This is a genomic window from Myceligenerans cantabricum, from assembly GCF_054777735.1.
In genome coordinates, this window is record NZ_BAAHAJ010000007.1 from 26,223 (window position 1) to 46,999 (window position 20,777).

Annotated in this window: 15 protein-coding genes; 4 read left to right on the top strand and 11 right to left on the bottom strand. The window is 74.2% G+C overall.

Going from position 1 to position 20,777, the window contains the following annotated elements; translation table 11 throughout:
* Positions 1-28 precede the first annotated feature (28 nt).
* Both ACYU96_RS06980 and ACYU96_RS06985 read right to left on the bottom strand, forming a co-directional pair.
* On the bottom strand, positions 29-442 hold the full coding sequence (locus ACYU96_RS06980; protein ID WP_460750791.1) for a roadblock/LC7 domain-containing protein: 414 nt from the start codon (positions 440-442) through the stop codon (positions 29-31).
* Positions 439-2,178 carry an ATP-binding protein gene (locus tag ACYU96_RS06985; protein ID WP_460750794.1) on the bottom strand — a complete coding sequence of 580 codons (1,740 nt, stop codon included), beginning with the start codon at positions 2,176-2,178 and terminating at the stop codon, positions 439-441. Before ACYU96_RS06985 ends, ACYU96_RS06980 begins: the two co-directional genes overlap by 4 nt.
* Positions 2,179-2,508: 330 nt before the next feature.
* Between ACYU96_RS06985 and ACYU96_RS06990 the strand changes: the two genes are divergently transcribed.
* On the top strand, positions 2,509-4,707 hold the full coding sequence (locus tag ACYU96_RS06990; protein ID WP_460750797.1) for a prolyl oligopeptidase family serine peptidase: 2,199 nt from the start codon (positions 2,509-2,511) through the stop codon (positions 4,705-4,707).
* A 25-nt stretch (positions 4,708-4,732) separates the two neighbouring features.
* Here ACYU96_RS06990 and mnmA read toward each other — a convergent pair whose 3' ends face one another.
* Together mnmA and ACYU96_RS07000 are read right to left on the bottom strand one after the other, a co-directional pair.
* Positions 4,733-5,884, bottom strand: coding sequence for a tRNA 2-thiouridine(34) synthase MnmA (gene mnmA / locus ACYU96_RS06995; RefSeq protein ID WP_460750800.1), 1,152 nt, complete (start codon positions 5,882-5,884; stop codon positions 4,733-4,735).
* Positions 5,881-7,128, bottom strand: a complete 1,248-nt coding sequence (locus tag ACYU96_RS07000; protein WP_460750914.1) for a cysteine desulfurase family protein — start codon at positions 7,126-7,128, stop codon at positions 5,881-5,883. Before ACYU96_RS07000 ends, mnmA begins: the two co-directional genes overlap by 4 nt.
* An 84-nt stretch (positions 7,129-7,212) precedes the next feature.
* Here ACYU96_RS07000 and ACYU96_RS07005 point away from each other — a divergent pair, with 84 nt between their 5' ends.
* Positions 7,213-8,310 (top strand): ThiF family adenylyltransferase, encoded by a 1,098-nt coding sequence (locus tag ACYU96_RS07005; protein WP_460750803.1) that lies wholly within the window; start codon positions 7,213-7,215, stop codon positions 8,308-8,310.
* A 92-nt stretch (positions 8,311-8,402) separates the two neighbouring features.
* Positions 8,403-10,532 (top strand): PhoX family protein, encoded by a 2,130-nt coding sequence (locus tag ACYU96_RS07010; RefSeq protein ID WP_460750806.1) that lies wholly within the window; start codon positions 8,403-8,405, stop codon positions 10,530-10,532.
* Between the two features lie 39 nt (positions 10,533-10,571).
* Here ACYU96_RS07010 and ACYU96_RS07015 read toward each other — a convergent pair whose 3' ends face one another.
* From ACYU96_RS07015 to ACYU96_RS07030, 4 genes are read right to left on the bottom strand one after another with little or no spacing between them, the layout of a single operon-like run.
* Positions 10,572-11,555 (bottom strand): electron transfer flavoprotein subunit alpha/FixB family protein, encoded by a 984-nt coding sequence (locus ACYU96_RS07015; RefSeq protein WP_460750809.1) that lies wholly within the window; start codon positions 11,553-11,555, stop codon positions 10,572-10,574.
* A gap of 12 nt (positions 11,556-11,567) precedes the next feature.
* Positions 11,568-12,341: an electron transfer flavoprotein subunit beta/FixA family protein gene (locus ACYU96_RS07020; protein ID WP_460750812.1), complete on the bottom strand. Its 774-nt coding sequence runs from the start codon at positions 12,339-12,341 to the stop codon at positions 11,568-11,570.
* Positions 12,342-12,360: 19 nt separating this feature from the next.
* Entirely contained in the window at positions 12,361-14,694 is a 2,334-nt protein-coding gene (gene glgX / locus ACYU96_RS07025; protein WP_460750815.1) for a glycogen debranching protein GlgX, read from the bottom strand.
* A 20-nt stretch (positions 14,695-14,714) separates the two neighbouring features.
* Positions 14,715-15,806, bottom strand: coding sequence for a hypothetical protein (locus tag ACYU96_RS07030; protein ID WP_460750818.1), 1,092 nt, complete (start codon positions 15,804-15,806; stop codon positions 14,715-14,717).
* Between the two features lie 192 nt (positions 15,807-15,998).
* Between ACYU96_RS07030 and ACYU96_RS07035 the strand changes: the two genes are divergently transcribed.
* Entirely contained in the window at positions 15,999-17,759 is a 1,761-nt protein-coding gene (locus ACYU96_RS07035) for an FAD-binding dehydrogenase (protein ID WP_460750821.1), read from the top strand.
* Positions 17,760-17,845: 86 nt separating this feature from the next.
* Here ACYU96_RS07035 and ACYU96_RS07040 read toward each other — a convergent pair whose 3' ends face one another.
* The 3 genes from ACYU96_RS07040 to ACYU96_RS07050 are packed head-to-tail and all read right to left on the bottom strand — an operon-like array spanning position 17,846 to position 20,777.
* Entirely contained in the window at positions 17,846-18,919 is a 1,074-nt protein-coding gene (locus ACYU96_RS07040) for a prephenate dehydrogenase (RefSeq protein ID WP_460750824.1), read from the bottom strand.
* A complete protein-coding gene (locus ACYU96_RS07045; protein ID WP_460750826.1) occupies positions 18,913-19,926 on the bottom strand; it encodes a prephenate dehydratase in 1,014 nt (337 codons plus the stop codon). The genes ACYU96_RS07040 and ACYU96_RS07045 overlap by 7 nt, the downstream gene beginning before the upstream one ends.
* Complete coding sequence (locus ACYU96_RS07050; protein WP_460750829.1) at positions 19,923-20,777, bottom strand: hypothetical protein; 855 nt, start codon at positions 20,775-20,777, stop codon at positions 19,923-19,925. Before ACYU96_RS07050 ends, ACYU96_RS07045 begins: the two co-directional genes overlap by 4 nt.

Here is a 20,777-nt window from a genome sequence, read left to right on the forward strand (position 1 = left end):
AGCAGCTACCCGCCTCTCGTGGGTGAGGTCAGTTGTCCCGGGCTTCGGTACCCAGGGTGCGTTCCCCGATCATCAGGACCTGCGCCTGCATCTGCTGCGCGACGAGGGCCGGATCGATGTTGGTCTCCGTGACCACGGCGAGCCGGGAACCGTCCCCGGCGCCGCGGACGAACAGGAAACCGCCCTCGAACTCCACGACCACCTGACGGATCGTGTCGCCGGTGCCGAACTCCCTGGCCATTCCGATTCCCAATGCGGCCAGTCCGGCGCAGGCCGCCGACACCTTGTCCGCGACGTCGAGCGGGGTCTGGTCGGTGCGCACCTTCATCAGGCCGTCCGACGTGAGCACCACGACGTGGCGTACACCGCGCACGCCGCTGATGAGCTCGAGCATCCAACTGTTCTCGTCGGCTTGTGTCATGCCTTCGGCCTGCGTGGTCATCGGTGGTCCTCCGAGGTGGCGCCGGCGTCGGCCGACGGATCGCTGCTGTCAGATGCGTTCTCAGGCGTCTTGTCCACGCTGAAGAAGGCCCCCATCCACTGACCGGCCTCTTCGGCCGTCTGCTGCCGGGCGCGCCGGCTGGGGGTGCCGTTGGACTCCCCGGGCACTACCGGTTCGATGGCTGCTGCCTCCTCGCGACGTGAGCGCCGCTGCGGCAGGGCAATCGGCTCTGGGAACTCGTCATCGTCCGTGCCGGTGGCGGGACGGATGTCTTCGGTCGCCGGCGATCCCGGCGACGGTGTCTCGAGGTCCGGCAGCGCCCGCTCGACAGCGGTCGCCGATGTCGGCATCGGCGTCGGCCTGGACCATGGTTCATCGATCAGCGTGGACTCCTTCTCGTCGACGGCGGACGTCGCCGCGGCGTCCGAGACGGCGTCCGCGATCGGCGTGGCCTGGTCGAACGACGCCTCCCGCTCGAGCGGCGCGGACGTCGCGGTGAACGAGGACGTGCCGTTCGTCGGGGCGGACTGCTCGGGGATCTCGCTCGTCACGGGCGCGGCCGTGCCGGCCATCGTGGAGAGCTCGCTGGGCGCGACGACGTCGGCGATCGCCGTCGCCGCGCTGCTCGTCGTGCCGCGGCTGGGCAGGCTGGGCGTCGTCGGGACGGACGGGACGCGCACGGCGGTGTCGCCGCTCGTGCCGATGGTCGACGGGGCCACGGGCTCCGTCAGCTCGCCCGGGATCATCACGATCGCACGCAGGCCGCCGTAGACCGACTCGGTGATGTCGACGCGGAACCCGTGCCGGCGCGCGTAGGTGCCGACGACGGCGAGGCCTGTCTGCGGGATCTCGCCGAGGTCGGTGATGCTGACCTGCTTCTTGCCGGAGGCGATGTCGCGCGCCTGGTCGAGCTGCTTGGCGTCGAGACCGACGCCGCAGTCGTCGATCTCGATGACGGCGCCGCGCTGCACCTGACGCAGCGCGACGAGCACCTGCGTGGTGGGCGGCGACGACTGCGTGGCGTTCGCCAGGACCTCGGCGACCAGGTGGATGAGCGGCTCGACGATCCGCGCGGAGACCGCGACGCCGGGGTCGCCGGAGACCTCGACGCGGTGGAACGCGGTGATGCGCCCCGCGGCGCCCTGGACGACGTCGGGCAGCGGCAGCGGCTCGTTCCACTGCTGGCCCGGCCACTCGCCGCAGAGCGCGGCGAGGCTCTGGGCCTGGCGTGCCTGCTGCGCGGCCGCGTGGTCGACGCGCATCGACGTCTGCAGGATGTCCGGGTCGGTGGAGTGCCGCTGCACCATGCGCGACGCCTCCTCCTGGATGCGGTGCGCCGAGGCCTGCACCTTGCGGCCGAGCGAGACGACGGCGACCTGGACCGCGTCGCGCCGGGCCACCCGCTCCTCCTGGACCTGGGTCAGCGCGATGCCGGCCTCTTCCATGCGCTTGAGCGCGTGGTCGTCGTCGATCCGCGGCAGCGGCGGGACGGGGTCGTTCGCGAGGAACGCGGGCAGCTGCTGCGTCACGAGGGCGTCGAGGGCGGCACGGCGCTCCTCGGCGATCTTCTCGAACGCGTGCGCCCGGTGGACGTAGTGCTGCCCCTCGGCGACGTCGGTCCGCGCGCTGCGCTGCGCGACGACCGCGGCGATCACGGTCAGGACGATAGCGGCGACACCCACGACCCAGCCGAGGGTCTTGCCGCCCCACTGTGCGGTGTAGAGAGCGGGAGCCACCAGGACGAAGGCGGCGACACCGGCGACACTGACCCAGGGCGCAACCTGGCGTAGCCCGCTCGGCGGTGTAGAAGACGTCGAGCTCACTGAGCCGGTCCCCCCATGTTGGATTTCGTCATCGGGACCGCGCGAGCGAGAAAGGCGCATCCCGGGCCTTCGTCGCTTACGCGGCGCAATGAGGGCGAAGCAGCCCTCAAGCACTGAGTTCTACCACAGGACGAAATCCGGCGGTACCCCTCAATGGTGGTGTGATCTGGAATTTTCCCCTCGGACGAGCCTGCCCGGGACGCACCTGGGCCGACCAAAAACAGTGACGGATATGGTTCCCCCATGACCGCTGTACCCAGCACCCCGATCGACCCGTCCGAGGACCCGTACACCTGGCTCGAGGACGTCTCCGGCGACACGGCCCTGGACTGGGTCCGCGAGCGCAACGCACGGATGTCCGACGCGCTCGGCGGCGAGCTGTTCGACGAGCTCGAGAAGCAGGTGCGAGAGGTGCTCGACGCCGAGGACAAGATCCCGCACGTGTCCCGGATCGGGGAGCACTACTACAACTTCTGGCGGGACGCGCGGCACGTGCGCGGGACGTGGCGACGCACGACGCCGTCGTCGTACGCGACCGACCGGCCCGACTGGGAGACGGTCCTCGACCTCGACGCGCTGGCCGCGCAGGAGGGCGAGAGCTGGGTGTGGCACGGCGCCTCCCTGCTGCGGCCCTCCCCGGAGCGGCTGGCCGCGGGCGAGCCGTGGCGGCGGGCGCTGGTGGACCTCTCCCCGGGCGGGTCGGACTCGGACGTCACCCGCGAGTTCGACCTCGTCGAGAAGCGGTTCGTGCCGGCGTCGGAGGGCGGGTTCGTCCGACCGGCCGCCAAGGGCGGTCTCGGCTGGGTCGACGAGGACACGGTGTACCTGTCCACGGACCTCGGCGAGGGCACGACGACGACGGCGGGCTACCCCCGGATCGCGAAGCTGTGGCGCCGGGGCACGCCGTTGGACGCGGCGGTGACGGTGTTCGCCGGCGACGAGCAGGACGTGGCCGTGTGGCCACGCCGGTCGCGCACGCCGGGGTTCGAGCGCGACCTCGTGGTGCGGAACCCGACGTTCTTCACGAGCGAGACCTGGCTGGTGACCGGCGTCGGCACGCCCGAGCAGGAGCTGACGAGGATCGACGTGCCGGACTCGGCGAGCGTCGGGACGCACCGGGAGTGGCTGCTGGTGCGGCTGCGCGACGACTGGGAGGTCCCGGCGGGACCGGTCGGCGCGGCGCGTGCGCAGGGCGACGGGACGGCCGTGACCTACCGGGCCGGGTCGCTGCTCGCTGCCCCGTTCGACGCGTTCCTGGCCGGGTCGCGGGACCTGACGCTGCTGTTCGAGCCGACGCCGGCCGCGTCGCTCGCCGGGATCACCTGGACCCGCCACCACCTGGTGGTCAACGTGCTGGAGGACGTCTCCAACCGGCCCCACGTACTGACGCCGCCGGCGGTGCCCGGCGGGCCGGACGGCGCGGCTGCCGTGGCCGGCGTGCCGTGGGCACGGTCGGAGCTCCCCGTGTCGGGGGACCTGCTGACGGTGGGCGTCAGCTCGGTCGACGCCGTCGACTCGGACGACGTCTGGGTGACCACCGCGGGTTTCCTCACACCGCCGGCGCTGGGGCTCGGGACCGTCGTCGGCCCCGGCGGCGAGCAGGCGGCGCCCACGCCGCTCAAGGCGGCCCCGGCCCGCTTCGGGGCGGACGGCCTGGTCGCCCGGCAGCGGTTCACGACGTCCGACGACGGGACCCGCGTGCCCTACTTCCTCGTGGGCCGCGCCGACGTGCTCGACGGGGACGCCGTCGCCCCGACGCTCCTGTGGGGCTACGGCGGCTTCGAGATCGCGCTGCTGCCGGGGTACTCGGGAACGATCGGGCGCGCCTGGCTGGAGCGTGGCGGCGTGTACGCCGTGGCGAACATCCGGGGCGGGGGCGAGTACGGGCCGGGGTGGCACCAGGCCGCGCTCCGCGAGAAGCGGCACCGGGCGTACGAGGACTTCGCGGCCGTGGCCCGGGACCTCGTGGCGACCGGGATCACCGAGCCGGGACGCCTCGGGATGGAGGGCCGGTCCAACGGCGGGCTGCTCGCCGGGAACATGCTCACGCAGTACCCCGAGCTGTTCGGCGCCGTGATCGTGGGCGTGCCCCTGCTGGACATGAAGCGGTACTCGCACCTGCTGGCCGGCGCCTCCTGGACGGCCGAGTACGGCGACCCGGACACGGACGACTGGGAGTTCCTGCGGGCCTTCTCGCCGTACCACCTGTTCTCCGCGGCGCGCGAGTACCCGCCGGTGCTGTTCACGACGTCGACCAAGGACGACCGCGTGCACCCGGGGCACGCACGCAAGCTGGCCGCACTCATGCTCGCCCATGGCAAGGACGTGACCTACTACGAGAACATCGAGGGCGGTCACGGCGGCGCCGCCGACAACGCCCAGGCGGCCTACATGGCGGCGACCCACTGGACGTTCCTCTGGAACCGCCTCGCACCAGCCTGACGCCGTCCCGGGGCTCGGGACGGGGTCAGGCGCGCCAGGCGGAGGTGACCGTGGCCTGGCCCAGGACGCGGGTGCCCGCGTAGGCGACCACCGACTGGCCGGCCGCCACCCCGCGGAGCGGGGTGCCGGTCAGCTCGATCTCCATGCCGCGCGCCGCGGCCCCCGGGTCCGACGCCGGTCCCGCCGCGCGAATCCGGGCGGCGACCGGGGCGCCGTGGGCGCGGATCTGGATGTCGGCCGGGAACCAGCCGTCGTCGTCGCACACGGCGGTGTCGAGGACGCCCTCGAACCAGATCGCTTTGTCCCCGGAGATCCGGTTCACGCTCAGCAGCTCGGCCGGGCCGACCACCACGGTGTTCGTCGAGGTCTGCACGTCGACGACGTAGCGGGCGCGGCCGTCCGCGGCCGGGCGCCCGAGCCCAAGGCCCTTGCGCTGCCCGACGGTGAACGAGTAGGCGCCGTCGTGCTCGCCGACGACGGCGCCTGCCGTGTCCACCACGGCACCCGGCCGCGACCCGAGCCGGTCGCGCAGGAAGCCGCGAGTGTCACCGTCGGCGACGAAGCAGATGTCGTAGGAGTCCGGCTTCGCGGAGACGGACAGGCCGCGCTCGGCGGCCTCGGCACGGACCTCGTCCTTGGTGGCGAAGCCGCCCAGCGGGAACATCGCCCGGGCCAGGCGCTCGGGCCCCATCACGGCCAGCACGTACGACTGGTCCTTCTCGTCGTTCGGGGACCGGTGCAGCTCACGTGCGACGCCGCCGGGGCGGGCGGCGTCGTCCCGCGTCTCGATCCGGGCGTAGTGGCCGGTCGCGACGGCGTCGAACCCGAGGGCGGTCGCCTTGTCGAGCAGGGCCTCGAACTTGATGTGCTCGTTGCAGCGCACGCAGGGGTTGGGGGTGCGGCCGGCCTCGTACTCGGAGAGGAAGTCGGCCACGACGGTCTCCTCGAACGTCTCCGACAGGTCCCACACGTAGTAGGGGATGCCGAGCACGTCGGCGGCACGGCGGGCGTCGCCGGCGTCCTCGATCGAGCAGCAGCCGCGCGAGCCGCTGCGGAACTGGTCACGGTTGCGCGACAGGGCCATGTGCACGCCGACGACGTCGTGCCCCGCCTCCACGGCGAGCGCCGCGGCCACGGCGGAGTCGACACCGCCGGACATCGCTGCCAGGACCTTCATGCGCGCTCACCTCCCACGAGCCCGGCGGCTCGCGCTCGTTCGACGACCTGCGGCAGCGCGGCGGCGAGACGCTCGACGTCGGCCTCGGTGGAGGTGGTGCCGAGCGAGAAGCGCAGCGCCCCGCGCGCGGCGGTCTCGGCCACGCCCATGGCGAGCAGGACGTGGGAAGGCTGCGGTACGCCGGCCTGGCAGGCGGACCCGGTGGAAGCCTGCACGCCGGCGGAGTCCAGGAGGTAGAGGAGCGAGTCGCCCTCGACGCCCGGGAAGGCGAAGTGGGCGTTGCCGGGCAGGCGGGCTGCGGGGTCGTCCTGCGGGTCCGGGCCGCACAGGAGGGCGTCCCCGGCGACCTCGCGCACGCGGGCGACGAGCTCGTCACGCAGGGCGGCGACGCGTGCGGCGTTCGCCTCGCGGCCCGCGACCGCGTCACGCACGGCGACGGCGAAGGCGGCGATGGCGGGGACGTCGAGCGTCCCGGAGCGCACGCCGCGCTCCTGGCCGCCGCCGTGCAGCACCGCGTCGAGCGGGAGGTCGCGCCGGGCCAGGAGGGCGCCGACGCCTGCCGGGCCGCCGAGCTTGTGCCCGCTGACGGTCAGCGCGTCGGCCCCGGACGCGGCGAAGCCGACGTCGAGCTGTCCGACGGCCTGGACGGCGTCCACGTGCACGGGGATGCCGTGGTGCCGGGAGGTCCGCACGACGTCCTGCACCGGCTGTACCGTCCCGACCTCGTTGTTCGCCCACATGACGGAGACGAGCGCGGTCTCGTCGGCGTGCTCGGCGAGCTCGGTGCGCAGGGCGTCGAGGTCGAGGCGGCCCTCGGCGTCGACAGGCAGGAGGACCACCTGCGCGCCTGCGTGCCCGGCGAGCCAGAAGGCGGGATCGAGCACGGCGTGGTGCTCGACGGCGGAGACCAGGATGCGGGTGCGGCGCTTGTCCTCGGCGCGGCGGCCCCAGAACATGCCCTTGACGGCGAGATTGTCGGCCTCGGTGCCGCTCGCGGTGAAGATCACCTCGCTGGGGCGCGCGCCGAGCGCGTCGGCGACGGTCTCGCGGGCCTCCTCGACCGTGCGCCGGGCCGCGCGGCCGGCCGAGTGCAGCGACGACGCGTTGCCGGTGTGGTGCGCGTGCTCGACGAAGGCCGCCAGCGACGCCGAGGTCATCGGCGTGGTGGCGGCGTGGTCGAGGTAGGCGCCCGAGTCCGACGGCGGCGCGGAGCCGGCCGGACGCCCGACGACGGGTTCGGTCAGGGAGGCAGTCACGTCCATCAAGTCTACGAACCGCAAAAGGGTGCTATTGCTTCCCGGGACCCGCGCCGCAGGCAGAATGGACCCGTGACCACCCTGCCGCCGCTCGTGCCCGTCCGGGGAGACCTGCCGCCCGAGGAGCGGCAGCGCGCCGCGCGGCACCTGCTGCTGGACGGGTTCGGCCCCGACGCGCAGGCACGGCTCGCCGGGGCACGGGCCGTGGTGATCGGTGCCGGCGGGATCGGGTCCCCGGTGCTGCAGTATCTCGCCGCGGCCGGCGTGGGCACGCTGGGCGTCGTGGACGACGACGACGTCGCGCCGTCGAACCTGCAGCGCCAGGTGCTGCACGGCCCCGACGACACCGGCCGGCCCAAGACGACGTCGGCCGCCGACACGCTCCGGGCCCTGCGCGGCCCGGGGCTGAAGGTCACCGAGCACCGGCTGCGCCTCGACGCCGCCAACGCCCGGGAGGTGCTGGCCGGCTACGACCTGGTCGTGGACGGCTCCGACACGTTCGCCACCCGGTACGCCGTGTCCGACGCCGCGGCCGCCCTCGGCATGCCCGTCGTGTGGGGGACCGTGCTCGGCTGGGACGGCCAGGTCGCGGTGTGGTGGTCCGCCGCGCCCGACGGCCGCGCCCTCACCTACCCGGACGTCTTCGGCCCGCAGCCGCCCGAGGGCGACTCCTGCGAGACCGTCGGCGTGCTCGGCCCGGCGTGCGGCGCCGTCGGCTCGGCCATGGCGGTCGAGGCGGTCAAGCTGATCACCGGGACGGGCGACGTCGCCCTCGGGCGGATCCTCGCGTACGACGCGCGGACCTCCGCCTGGGACACGATCCCGCTCGCCGCGCCCCGGCCGCGGGCCGACGGCGGCACGGCCGCCGCCACGAGAGCCGACCGCCGCGAGCGCACCGGGCCGCCCCGGGCCGCCGGCCTCCCTCCCGGGGCGCTCGTGGTCGACGTCGGACGCCTGCCCGCCCGCCTGCCCGCGGGGACCCGCGCCGTCCGCGCCGACCTGGAGGCGCTCGCCGCCGGGGACCTGCCCGACGTGCTGGCGGACCATCCCACCCACGCGCCGGTGGTCGTGGTGTGCGAGCGGGGCCTGCGTTCCCGGGGCGCGGCGGCGCTCCTGACGGACCTCGGCTGGCGCGACGTCGACCCGGCGGGTCACCTGCTGTTCACCTGAGCGCCCAGGAGCCGTGGGGAGTCGGTCACGGCCCGCTCATAACGTCGTCGGAGTCCGTCCCCCCGCCCCCAAGGCAGACCGGAGTCACCACGATGACGATCTCTCCCGAGTCGCGCCCGCTCCTGCAGGTCGCGGCCACTCCTCACTACGCCCGCGGCAAGCGCTCCGCGGCCACCTGCTACTGGAAGTGCGCCGACCAGTGCTCGCACCCGGCGCCTAACGTGAGCGCCAACGAGTACTTCCGCGACGTCGCCTCCCGGGCGCTGTCGCGCCGCGTCATGCTGGGTGGCCTGGCGGTGGCGGCGGGCGCCGTCGTCGTCGGGGCCGAGGCCGTCGGCGCGGAGCCGGCCGCTGCCGCGACGCTCGCCGGCGGCCGCCACGGGCACGGGCACGGGCACGGCAAGGGGATCTCCTTCGGCCCGATCGACACGCAGGACCGGACCGTCGACGACGTCGTCGTCCCCCGTGGCTACGAGTGGGCGCCGATCATCCGCTGGGGCGACCCGATCCTGCCCGGCGGCCACGCGTTCGACGTGTCCGCGCAGTCCGAGGAGCAGCAGAAGCGCCAGTTCGGGTACAACGTCGACTACCTGGACATCCTCCCGGCGGACCCGCGGCACATCCGCTCGATGGTCGAGACGCGGCGCGGCACCCGTGGCCTGCTCGTGACGAACCACGAGTACACGAACCCGGAGATCATGTTCGACGAGTCGTACGACGAGGCGACCAAGCGCGCCGTGCAGCGCGCCGCCCACGGCATGTCGGTGGTCGAGGTGGTCCGCAAGCACACCGGCCGGCCGTGGACCTACCTGCGGGTCGCCCCGAGGAACCGTCGCGTCCACCTGGGCACCGAGTTCGCCGTCGACGGCCCCGTGGCCGGTCACGACCTCATGAAGACGGTCGAGGACCCGGCCGGCACCACCGTGCGCGGCACGCTGAACAACTGCGCCGGCGGGACGACGCCGTGGGGCACCGTGCTGTCCGGCGAGGAGAACTGGCACGGCTACTTCCGGGTGCCGGGCAGCGACCCGCGTGACACCCGCTACGGCCTCTCCTCGGGTGCCACCCGTTACGGCTGGGAGCTCGACGAACCGCGCTTCGACACCTCGAACCCCGGCTACGAGAACGAGCACCACCGCTTCGGCTGGGTCGTCGAGATCGACCCGTACGACCCGACCGCGGCCCCCGTGAAGCACACGGCCCTGGGCCGCTTCAAGCACGAGGGCGCGAACGTCGTCATCGCGCCGGACAAGCGGGTCGTGGCCTACATGGGCGACGACGAGCAGTTCGACTACGTGTACAAGTTCGTCTCGAGGAACGCGATGCGCGACGGCCACGGGGCCGCGACGCGCGCCTACAACAAGACGCTCCTGAGCGAGGGCGACCTGTACGTCGCCCGGTTCACTGGCGACTCACCGGCCGAGGAGATCGACGGCTCGGGCGCCGTCCCCTCGGACGGTGCGTTCGACGGGACCGGCGAGTGGCTGCCGCTCGTGGTCGACGGCGCCTCCGCCGTGGCCGGGATGTCCGTCGAGGAGGTCCTCCTCTTCACGCGCCTCGCGGCCGACGCCGTGGGCGCCACGAAGATGGACCGCCCCGAGGACGTGGAGCCGAACCCCTTCACCGGCAACGTCTACGTGGCCTGCACCAACAACTCGAACCGCGGCACGAGCGGCAGTGCGGCCGCGGACGAGCCCAACCCGCGCGACCAGAACCGCGACGGCCACGTCGTGGAGATCGTCGAGGGCGACCAGACCTCGACGCGCTTCACCTGGAACCTGCTGCTCGTGGCCGGCGACCCGAGCCAGAACGACTCCACCTACTTCTCGGGCTTCCCGGCGAGCAAGGTGTCGCCGATCTCCTGCCCGGACAACGTGGCGTTCGACCAGTCGGGCAACCTCTGGATCTCGACCGACGGCCAGCCGTCCTCGATCGGGCGCTGCGACGGGGTGTTCCGGGTGACGCTCACCGGCCGCAGGCGGGGCAAGGTCGAGCAGTTCCTCTCCGTGCCGCGCGGCGGGGAGGCCTGCGGCCCGCTCGTCGACGTGCGCGACCAGATGGTGTACGTCAACGTCCAGCACCCGGGCGACGACGGCTCGTTCGCGGAGCAGACGTCGTACTTCCCGGACTACCTGGGCGAGGGCGAGAGGGTGCCGGTGGGGTCGTGGCGCGGCCCCCGCCCCTCGACGGTCCAGGTGTACAAGAAGCGCGGCCGCCACTGACCCGCCTCCCCGCCGCCTCCCGCCGGAGGCGGCGGGGCCTCAGCCCTTGCGCCTGCGGATCTCCTCCGCCGCCTGGGGCAGGACGTCGGCCAGCTCGCCGACGACCGCGAAGTCGCAGATCTCGAAGATCGGCGCCTCCGGGTCGCTGTTCACGGCGACGATGTGCTGGGAGGCCTGCATCCCGCCCCGGTGGTGCGGGGCGCCGGAGATGCCCGCGCCGATGTACACGCGCGGCGCGACCGTGACGCCCGTCTGCCCCACGTAGGTGTCCCACCAGCCCTCGAAGACCGCGTCGCGGGACGCCCCGACCGCGGCGCCGAGCGCGTCCGCCAGGTCGGTGACGGGGGCGAAGTCGCCGCCGGTCCCGCGCCCGCCCGCGACGACGATCGCCGCCTCGTCCAGCGCGGGCCGGTCGTCCGCGCGGGGCTTGACCTCGCGTGACGCCAGCGTCACCGCGAGCTCCGGCACCTCGACGACGAGCGGCTCCGTCTCGGTGTTCACGCAGGCGTCCGCCGGGACGGGCTGGACGGCGTTCGCGCGGACGGTCAGCACGGCGACGTCGGTGGTCACCGCGCAGGCCGTGTCCCACGACCCGGCGAAGACGCGCTTCGATCCGACGATCCCGCCGTGGTCGTCCTCGGACACGCCCGCGGCGTCGATGATCAGGCCGGCGTCCAGGGCGTGCGCGGTCAGCGCGGCCGCCTCCTTCGCGGCGAAGCTGCTGGGCAGGAGCACCAGGTCGGCGTCCGTGCGGCGCACGGCGGCGGCCAGCGCCGCGGCGACGACGACGGGCAGGTGCCGCTCGTCGCCCTTGACGACGTTCCCGGACAGGTCGGAGAACTCGGCCTGGTGCACGGTCTCGACGCCGTACGCCTCGAGCTGGGCGAGCACCTCGACCGTGGGCGCCTCCAGCGCGACCGCCTCGACGGTGCCGAGCCCGCGGGCGACGGTGAACAGCTCCAGGACGCCGGTGCGGACCTCGGTGGCCGGGTCGAGCAGGACCAGGGTGGTGCGGTTGGTCATCGTGCTTTCCCTTCAGACCAGGTCGTTCGAGATGAGGTAGTCGGCCAGGGCCTTGCCGCCCTCACCCTTGTCGTTCACGAGCCGCACCTCGGCCCGCTCCGGGCGCGGCCCGGCGCTGAGCGCCCGCGTCCGCGGGGCGGGCACGTCCAGCCCGATGTCCGACGCCGTCCACGCCTCGGCCTGCTTGCTCCGCGCGGCCATGATGCGCTTGAAGTTGGGCAGGCGCGGCTGGTTCGCGGTGTCGGTGACGGACAGCACGGCGGGCAGGGGCGCGGAGAGCTCCTCGGTGACGTCGTCGTGCTCGCGGACGACGGACAGGATGCCGCCGGACACGCCGACCTGCTTCGCGAGCGTGAGCGCGGGCCGGCCGAGCTCGGCCGCGAGCAGCGTCGGCACGACGGAGCCGAGGCCGTCGAGCGCTGCCATCCCGGTGATCACCAGGTCGACCGGGCCCTCCTCCTCCAGCCTGCGGACGGCGGCCGCCAGAGCGGCGGCGGTGCCGAAGTAGTCGGCGCCGGCGAGGTCGTCGTCGGACACGCGGACGCCGCGCTCGACGCCGAGCTGGAACGCCTTGCGCAGGGCGGCGTCGCCCGCGGGCGGCGCGACGGTGACCGCGACGACCTCTCCCTCGCCCGCCGCCTCGACGAGCCGGAGGGCGGCCTCGACGGCATTCTCGTCGAGCTCGTTGAGGGTGCCCTCCTCGGGCGTGCGACGCACGCGACAATCCTCGAAGCCCCGGTCCGTGTTGATGTCCGGGACGTACTTGACCGTGACGACGATGCGCATGGCAGAACCCTAACCGTCGTCAGGGGACCGGCGTGGTGAGAAAGACCTGCACGCTCAGCGCGTCCAGCGTCGTCGTGCGGCCGCACTCGCCCTCGGCCGCGTCCGGGGGCTCCGGGCGGTCCCACGCCGAGTCCCAGACCCGGTCCCAGCGCCGGCCCGTACCGGGCGCCGGCGGGAGCGTCGCGACGACGTCGGACAGCCCGCCGTTGATCACCAGCAGCACGTCCGCGTCCTGCGCACCCGGCCCGGAGCGCAGCATCTGCAGCACCCGGCGGCCGTCCGTGCTCCACGCCTCCGGGTCCATCAGCTCCCCCGACCCGGCGAACCACAGCAGGTCGGGCTCGGGCTCGTGCGGCCGCGGCGTACCCAGGAAGAACGACTCCGCACGCAGCGCCGGGTGCGCCCGCCGCAGCCCCGACAGGAACCGGGTCGTGGCCAGCAGGTCCTCGCTCGCGGCGTCCAGCTTCCACGGCAGCCAGGACGTCTCGTTGTCCTGCACGTACGCGTTGTTGTTGCCGCCCTGCGAGCGGCCGGACTCGTCGCCGGCCGTGAGCATCGGGGTCCCCGCGCTCAGCAGGAGCATCGCGAGCAGGTTCCGCTGCGAGCGCCGCCGCAGGGGGACGATCGCCTCCCAGGGTTCCTCGGTCGCGTCGTCGCCCGTCGGGGTGTGGCCCTCGAGCCCGTGGTTCCAGGACCGGTTGTTGTCGGTGCCGTCCCGGTTGTCCTCGCCGTTGGCCTGGTTGCGCTTGTGCTCGTAGGCGACGAGGTCGGCGAGCGTGAAGCCGTCGTGGGCGGTCACGTAGTTGATCGAGGCCACGGGCCCGCGCACCAGCGGCGGGTCGCCCGGACCGAACAGGTCGGCGGACCCGGCCAGCCGGGTCCCGAGGTCCCGCAGCCCGCGCATCGGCTCGCCGTGCGACCCCTGCCGGGGCGCCTCCAGCCAGAACCCGCGCACGGCGTCGCGGAACCGGTCGTTCCACTCGGCGAGCGGCGGCGGGAAGCTACCGGTCTGCCAGCCGCCCGGACCGACGTCCCACGGCTCCGCCACCAGCTTGAGCCCCGACAGCACCGGGTCGGTCTGCAGCGCGACGAGGAACGGGTGGTCGGGGTCGAAGCCGCCGTTCCCGCGCCCGAGCGTGACGGCGAGGTCGAACCGGAAGCCGTCCACGCCGATCGTCTGCGCCCAGTAGCGCAGCGAGTCCAGCGCGAGCTGGATGACCCGGGGCCGGCGGTAGTCCAGCGAGTTCCCCGTGCCGGTGACGTCCGCGAGCGCCGCGGGCATCGCGCCGTCGTGCAGGTAGTAGACGGGGTTGTCGAGGCCGCGGAAGGAGACGTGCAGTCCGTCGTCGCCGCCCTCGCAGGTGTGGTTGTGGACGACGTCGAGCAGCACCTCGATGCCGGCCTCGTGCAGCAGGTGAACCATGCCGCGCACCTCGTCGAGCACGGCCTCGGGGCCGGCGTCGCGGGCGGCGCGGGTGGCGTAGGTGCTGTTGGGAGCGAAGAACCCGAGCGTGTTGTAGCCCCAGTAGTTCGTGAGGCCCTGGGTAGCGAGCCGCGCCTCGGTGGCGCTCGCGTGGATCGGGAGGAGCTCGATCGTGGTGACGCCGAGCGAGGTGAGGTGGTCGATCGTCGCGGGGTGCGCGAGCCCGGCGTAGGTGCCGCGCAGCTCTTCGGGGATCTCCTCGTTGCGCAGGGTCAGGCCGCGCACGTGCGCCTCGTAGATCACGGTGTCGGCCCACGGCACGCGGGGGCGGCTGTGGGGCGGGGGCGGCGGGAGCGGGCCGACGACGACGCCGTGCGGCACGTGCGCGATCGAGTCGCGGTCGTCCGGGGGCCCGTAGGGGTCGGCGCGCAGGGTGTCGGCGTCCGGGTCCGCGGGCGAGCCGAGGACCTCGGGGGCATGGACGACGTCGCCGACGAGTCCGCGGGCATAGGGGTCCACGAGCAGCTTGGCCGGGTTGTGGCGGAGCCCGGCCTCCGGGTCCCACGGCCCGTAGGCGCGGAACCCGTAGCGCTGCCCCGGGGCGACGTCGGGCACGTGGGCGTGCCAGACGCCGTAGACAGGGCCTTCGAGCTCGATCCGGCGCTCGCGGAACCCGCCGTCGCCGTCGGGGTCGATGAGGCACAGGTCCATCGCGGTGGCGTGCGACGCGAGGACGGCCGCGTCGATCCCGCCGTCGGGGGTGGCGTGCACGCCGAGGGGCGGCACGTGGCTACGGTGCCTGGTGGGTTGCTTGAGCGGCCGGACGACGGGGCGTGGTCCGGGGTCGCCGGCCACACGCTGCGGGGTGGCCTCGACGGCACCGTCCGCTGCCCGGTGTCCCTGGTCCTGAGGTTCTGACGACGCAGCCATGGGCCCATCGTGGCATGCGCTCAGACCTCGGTCGGTTCGAGGACGACCACCTCTCGCGTGGTGGCGGCGGCGCGGCGTCCGGCGAGGGCCGGCACGGTGACGCCGATGGCGACCACGAGGAGCAGCGCCCCTCCGGTGGCGACGGCGGTGGCCACGACGCGGTCGTGCGCGGCCTCGGCGCGGCCTGCCGCGAGGTCGACGGCGTCGGCGCGGACGGCGTCCCGCACGAAGGTGGTGTCCGCGTGCCAGGCCGCGGACTCGTTCGTGAAGCTCCGGCCGAGGGCAGGGCTCCAGCCCTCCGTGGTGCCGGAGGCGACCAGGGTGCGGACCGTGCCGAAGGAGCCGTCCATGGGCCGTAGGGAGTAGTCGGCGGGGATCCGGTCCAGGGCCTCCTGCGCCGCCACGTACTGGAAGTCGGCCAGGTTGATCTGCTCGATCACGCGCAGCACGACGGTGTCGTGCGGTCCGGCGCTCGTCGCGGCCACGGCTGCCAGGACGTTGCCGAACAGCGCCCGCTCGTACGTGTTGGTCAGCAGGAGCTCGTTGGTGCGCTGGTACGCCTCGACCAGGTCGGTGAGCTCGCGGTCGTGGCCGGTCCGCACGACCTCCTCGGCCACCTCGGTGGCGTCGTCGAGGAACACGGCGAACGCCTTGGTCACCTGCTGCTCGGCGAGCGTCCCCGCGGCGGCCTTCTCCTGGACGGTCCAGATCTCCTTGCGGTCGTACAGGGTCTGGTCGATCGCCTCGGGGACGCGCTCGTCGAGCAGGCCGGTCTCGAGCGACTCGAACGCCTGGTCGCGCACGGCGAGAGCCGTGCGGGTGCGCTGCTGCGCGGACGAGGTCGTGGTCACGGTGGCGATGCACGGCTCGCCGGCGTCGCAGGCCCGCGACGCGGAGACGGCGAGCGCCTGCTCGGAGGCGAGCGCGGCGAGGACCTCGTCCCCGTGCTCGAGCGCGGACACGAGCTCGCTGGTCTGCTCGGCCGCCGCGGCGTCGGCCGCCGCGTCCGAGACGAGGTATGCGCCCGTGGCGCCGATCATCAGGACCGGCACCGCCAGCACGGAAGCGATCTTCATGGCCATGCCGAACCCCACCATCTTCCTATTTCTCACGTAGACGAAGTTTTCGTGTATGTGAAGTTTTACCCATTAATCTAGCGCTCGCGCCATGTCCCGGGAAGTTCACGGGAGTGATATCGCACGCATCGGCCGACCACGACGTCACGCCCCTCGCGCGCGGGGACCGGCCACCGCATCACGGCCGGGCCCTCCCGTTCGCCCCCTGGTTCCGGCTACCCTTCCGCCATGCCTGAACCCGTCTCCAGCAACGCCTCGCCGACTGGTGGTGGCGCGGTCGAGGCCGACGTCATCGTCGTGGGCGCAGGGCTGTCCGGCCTGGTCACAGCAACGGAGCTGACTGCCGCCGGCAAGCGCGTGATCGTCGTCGACCAGGAACCCGCCCGCTCGCTCGGCGGGCAGGCGTGGTGGTCGTTCGGCGGCCTGTTCCTGGTCGGCTCCCCCGAGCAGCGCCGCCTCGGGGTGCGCGACAGCGCCGACCTCGCGTTCGCGGACTGGCTCGGCTCGGCGCAGTTCGCCGACGGCGCCGACCGTGGCACCGGCCCTGACCGGCACGGCTACGCCTGGGCGAAGAGCTTCGTCGAGTTCGCCGCCGGCGGGATGCGCCCCTGGCTGCGCTCCCTGGGCGTGAGCTGGTTCCCGCTGGTGCAGTGGGCGGAGCGCGGCGGCTACCCCGCCACCGGCCCCGGCACCGCCCACGGAAACTCCGTGCCCCGCTTCCACGTCACCTGGGGCACCGGCCCGGGGATCCTCGAACCGTTCGTCGCCGTCGCGCACGAGGCCGAGCGCGCCGGCCTGCTGGACGTCCGCTTCCGCCACCGGGTCGTCGAGGTGCTCAGCGCCGACGGCGCCGTGACCGGCGTCCGCGCGCAGATCCTGGCCGCCGACGACGCCCCGGCGGGCGCCCCGTTCTCCGGCCGGGGCACACCGTCGTCCCGCGAGGTCACGGGCGAGGTCGAGCTGCGCGCCCAGGCCGTCGTCGTCGCCTCGGGCGGCATCGGCGCGAACCACGGCCTCGCCCGCTCCCGCTGGCCCCAGGCGGCGGGCCGGCTGCCCGCGCGCATGCTGTCGGGCGTACCGGACTCGACCGACGGGCTCATGCTCGGCATCACGCGCGAGGCGGGCGCGGCGCTGGTCCACGAGGACCGCATGTGGCACTACCCCGAGGGCATCGCGAACCACTCGCCCGTCTGGACCGACCACGGCATCCGCATCCTGCCCGGCCCGAGCTCCCTCTGGATCGACGCCGACGGCGGCCGCCTCCCCGCCCCGCTCTACCCTGGCTTCGACGCCCTGGGCGCGCTCCGGCACATCACGAGCCGCGGCGACGACCACTCCTGGTTCGTGCTGAACCAGACGATCATGGAGAAGGAGTTCGCGCTGTCGGGCTCCGAGCAGAACCCGGACCTGACCGGGAGGTCCGTGCCGCAGCTGATCGAGCGTGTGCGTGGGAAGGCCGTCCCCGTCCGGACGTTCGCGCAGGCGTCGCCCGAGTTCGTCTGGGGGGCGACACCGGAGGAGCTCGCGGTGGGCATGAACGCCCTCACCGCGGCGACGCCGGGGGCGAAGGGTCACATCGACGCCGACGCGCTCGCCCACGTGGTCGCCGCCCGCGACGCACAGGTGCTGACCGGCCTCGGCAAGGACCCCCAGGTGGTGGCCACGCGGGCGGCCCGGTCGTTCTGGGTGGACCGCCGCATCCGGGTCGCGCCGCCCCGTGCGCTCACCGACCCGTCGGACGGCCCGATGCTCGCCGTACGCCTGAGCGTCCTGACCCGCAAGACGCTCGGCGGGATCTGGTGCGACGAGTCCGGACGCGCCCTGCATCCGACCGGCGAGCCCGTCGAGGGCCTGTGGGCGGTCGGCGAGGCGGCGGGCTTCGGCGGCGGTGGCGTCCACGGCCACCGCGCCCTGGAGGGCACCTTCCTGGGCGGCTGCCTCTTCACCGGGAGGACGACGGCCAGGGCCGTCGCCGAGGCCATCGGCTAGCCGTACCGGGCGGCGACCCCGTCGAGCCGCGCCGCCCCGCACGCCCGTCCGCTGTTCCGCCGCGCACCGGGGCCGGGCGGGCCGGCTCAGGTGAGCACCGCGGTCTCCCGTTCCAGGAGGACGACGACGGCGCCCGCCGCGCACCGTTCGAGCAGCGCGGCCGGCCAGTCGCCGTCCAGCGGCACGCGCTGCTCGGGCGGCGGCTCGGTCTCGCGGACCGGGATGTCCCTGACACCGCCCGCGGTGCGCGGCCCGTTCGCCTGCCCCGGACGCCGCGCGCGCATCGGCTCCGGCCGGTCGAAGAACCAGCCCGTGGGCGCGTTCGTGTCGAGCGCCTCGGCCAGCATCTCCAGGTCGCGGGCCGCGAGCCGCAGCGCCGGCGCCACCCAGGCGGCGTTCTGCGTGACCATCGCCTCCGTGCGGCGCGGGTCGCCGTGGGCCACGCGCGTCCCGTCGCGGAACGACCCCGCGGCCAGCCCGGCCGCCACGTCGCGCACCGGAGCGCCGGCGACCAGCCCGAGGAGCTCGCCCGCCAGCACGTGCGGCACGTGGGAGACGAGGGCCGCCGCCTCGTCGTGGGCGTCGTCGGTCAGGACGGTCACCGTGCCGCCAAGCGGCCCGGTGATCAGGCGCAGGACGGCGGCGAGGCGGTCGGGGTCGGTCGCCGGGCCCGTGTCCCGCGCCGGTCCGGGCGCACCGGCCCCCGCGCCGCCCGGCACCACCGTCACCGCCCACCGGATGCCGCGCAGCAGGTCCGGGAACGAGGCGTCGAACCCGCTGTGCTCGGTCCCCGCCATCGGGTGCGCACCGACGTACCGTCCGGCCAGCCCGGCGTCCCGCATCGCGTCCCGCACGGGCCCCTTCACCGACCCCGCGTCGATGACGATCGGGTCCCAGCCGGCCGCGCCGTGGATCGCGGCGGCCACCTCGTCGGCCGCCGCCCGCATCGCCCGCAGCGGCACCGCCAGCACGAGCAGCTCCGGACGGTTCGCGCACAAGGCGGCGGCGTCGGCGGCGACCTGCAGGCCCGCCGACCGGGCCGCGACACGGGCGTCCTCGGACGGGTCGGTGGCGATCACGGGCACGCCCGCGGCCACCAGCGCCCGCGCGAGCGACCCGCCGATCAGGCCCAGGCCGACGATGCCCACCGAGGTCACCACAGCAGCTCCCGGGCGATCCCGGCGGCGTCGGCCCCCGCGGTCACCGAGCCGACCGGGACGTGGTCCGGGTCGAGCGTGCCGTCGACGTCGAGGTCCGGGGCGGGGAACACCCCGAGCGTCTTGAGGGAGTCGCCCGCGGCCAGCAGGTCGGACAGCACGGCGTGCGCGCCGGGCTCCCAGGGCGCCTGGTCGAGGGTGATGACGAAGACGTACTGCCCCTGCCGTGCCTTCAGCGGACGCGTGATCAGGCTCGACATGTTGACGCCCGCGCGGGCGAACGTGTCGGTGATCCGTGCCAGCACGCCCGGGCCCACCCGGTGGGGTGTCACGGCGAGCATCGTGCGCCACGCCGTGGTTCCCCGCTCGCGGGCGGCGGCCAGGTGCTCGCTCGCGGCGTCGCGCGGGGCGAGCACGAGGAAGCGGGTGCGTCCGCCCCGGAAGTCCTCGACGGCGCGCGCGCGGGTGTCCAGCCGGTAGAGCTCGCCGCAGAGCGACGGCCCGAGCGCGACGGTGTGCGGCCCGGCGTCGCGGCAGGCCGCCGCGTTGGACGACGACGGCACCGGATGCAGCCCGCTGTCCGCCACGAACCGCGCGCACTGCGCCAGGCCGTGCGGGTGGGCGCTCACCTCGCGCAGCTCGCCGTGGTCCGGGCGGACGAACGCGTCGAAGGAGACGTCCAGCACCACCTCGTCGACGGCGACCACGTCCGGGCTCCCGACGAGGGCGTCCAGCGAAGGCACCACGTAGCCCTCGACGGAGCTCTCGATCGCGACGACCCCGACGTCGGCCGTGCCCGCGGACACGGCGTCGTGCACGTCCGGCACGGTCGCGAGCGGCGCGACGGCGGGAGGCCCGCCGGTGACCGCCGTCGCCCCTGGAAGGACTGTGCCGTCCGGACCGGGGACGGCGCCGTCGCCCTTCGTGCGCAGCGCCAGCCACTCGAGGACCGCCTGATGGGTGAAGGTTCCCTCCGGCCCGAGGTACGCGGCGCGCAGGCCGTCGCTCACAGGTCGTCCGCCCACCGCGGCCGGGCCTGGTCGGGGCCGGGATCGAACGTCGCGCCCGGCAGGACGGCGAGCGTACGGTGCGCGATGCCACGGGTGTCGAGCTCGGCGACGAGGGCGGACAGCACCGCCGAGCTCGGGCACGAGAACGACGTGAAGAACACGTGCGGCCCCGTGACCGACGCCTGGCTGCGCAGGTGCTGCAGGTCGATCCCGGCATCGGCGATGACGGCGAGCGTGGGCTGCAGGGAGCCCCGGTGGTCGTCGTAGGGGCCGAACGCCAGCCACACCTGGGCGGGCGCGGTGAACTCCGGCGCCTCCTCGCGCGCCTGGAGCAGCCCGTACCAGACGGGCCCGCGCTCGGCGAGGGAGGCACTGTCCGGCAGCTCGGTGAAGCCCGCCGGCACCCGGGACCGCTCCACGACCAAGGACCCCCCCGACCCGGCGAGCGCGACCCGCTCGGCGATCGGGGTGCGGGTCGGGACCAGGCGCGGCTGCACGCCGAGCGCGCGCAGCACCCCCGCGCAGTCACGCAGGCCCGCCTCGTCGACGACCACCTGGCCCCCGTTGCTACCGCCCGCGGCGACCCAGACCCATTCCGGTTCGACCGCCACCGCGGCCGTCACGATCAGCGACGGGACGCCCTCCAGCAGCGCACGCTCCAGACCGGGGGCCGGCTGGTCGGGGTGCCCGAGGTGCACGACCGCCGCGAGGTCGGCGATGCTCGCGACCGTGGCGAGGGTATCGGTGGTGGTGCCCAGGTCGAGCAGCTCGACGGGCTCGGTGGACCATCCCTGCGCACGCGCGGCGAGCAGCGCGTGCGCCGAGGACTCTCGTTCATCACGTCCCAGCAT

Excerpts from the sequence above, each read along its gene's own strand:
- ACYU96_RS07015 (WP_460750809.1), bottom strand. The coding sequence starts at position 11,555 with ATGACCAACCGCACCACCCTGGTCCTGCTCGACCCGGCCACCGAGGTC.
- ACYU96_RS07050 (WP_460750829.1), bottom strand. The coding sequence starts at position 20,777 with ATGCTGGGACGTGATGAACGAGAGTCCTCGGCGCACGCGCTGCTCGCC.
- ACYU96_RS06990 (WP_460750797.1), top strand. The coding sequence starts at position 2,509 with ATGACCGCTGTACCCAGCACCCCGATCGACCCGTCCGAGGACCCGTAC.
- ACYU96_RS07020 (WP_460750812.1), bottom strand. The coding sequence starts at position 12,341 with ATGCGCATCGTCGTCACGGTCAAGTACGTCCCGGACATCAACACGGAC.
- mnmA (WP_460750800.1), bottom strand. The coding sequence starts at position 5,884 with ATGAAGGTCCTGGCAGCGATGTCCGGCGGTGTCGACTCCGCCGTGGCC.
- ACYU96_RS06980 (WP_460750791.1), bottom strand. The coding sequence starts at position 442 with ATGACCACGCAGGCCGAAGGCATGACACAAGCCGACGAGAACAGTTGG.
- glgX (WP_460750815.1), bottom strand. The coding sequence starts at position 14,694 with ATGGCTGCGTCGTCAGAACCTCAGGACCAGGGACACCGGGCAGCGGAC.
- ACYU96_RS07035 (WP_460750821.1), top strand. The coding sequence starts at position 15,999 with ATGCCTGAACCCGTCTCCAGCAACGCCTCGCCGACTGGTGGTGGCGCG.
- ACYU96_RS07010 (WP_460750806.1), top strand. The coding sequence starts at position 8,403 with ATGACGATCTCTCCCGAGTCGCGCCCGCTCCTGCAGGTCGCGGCCACT.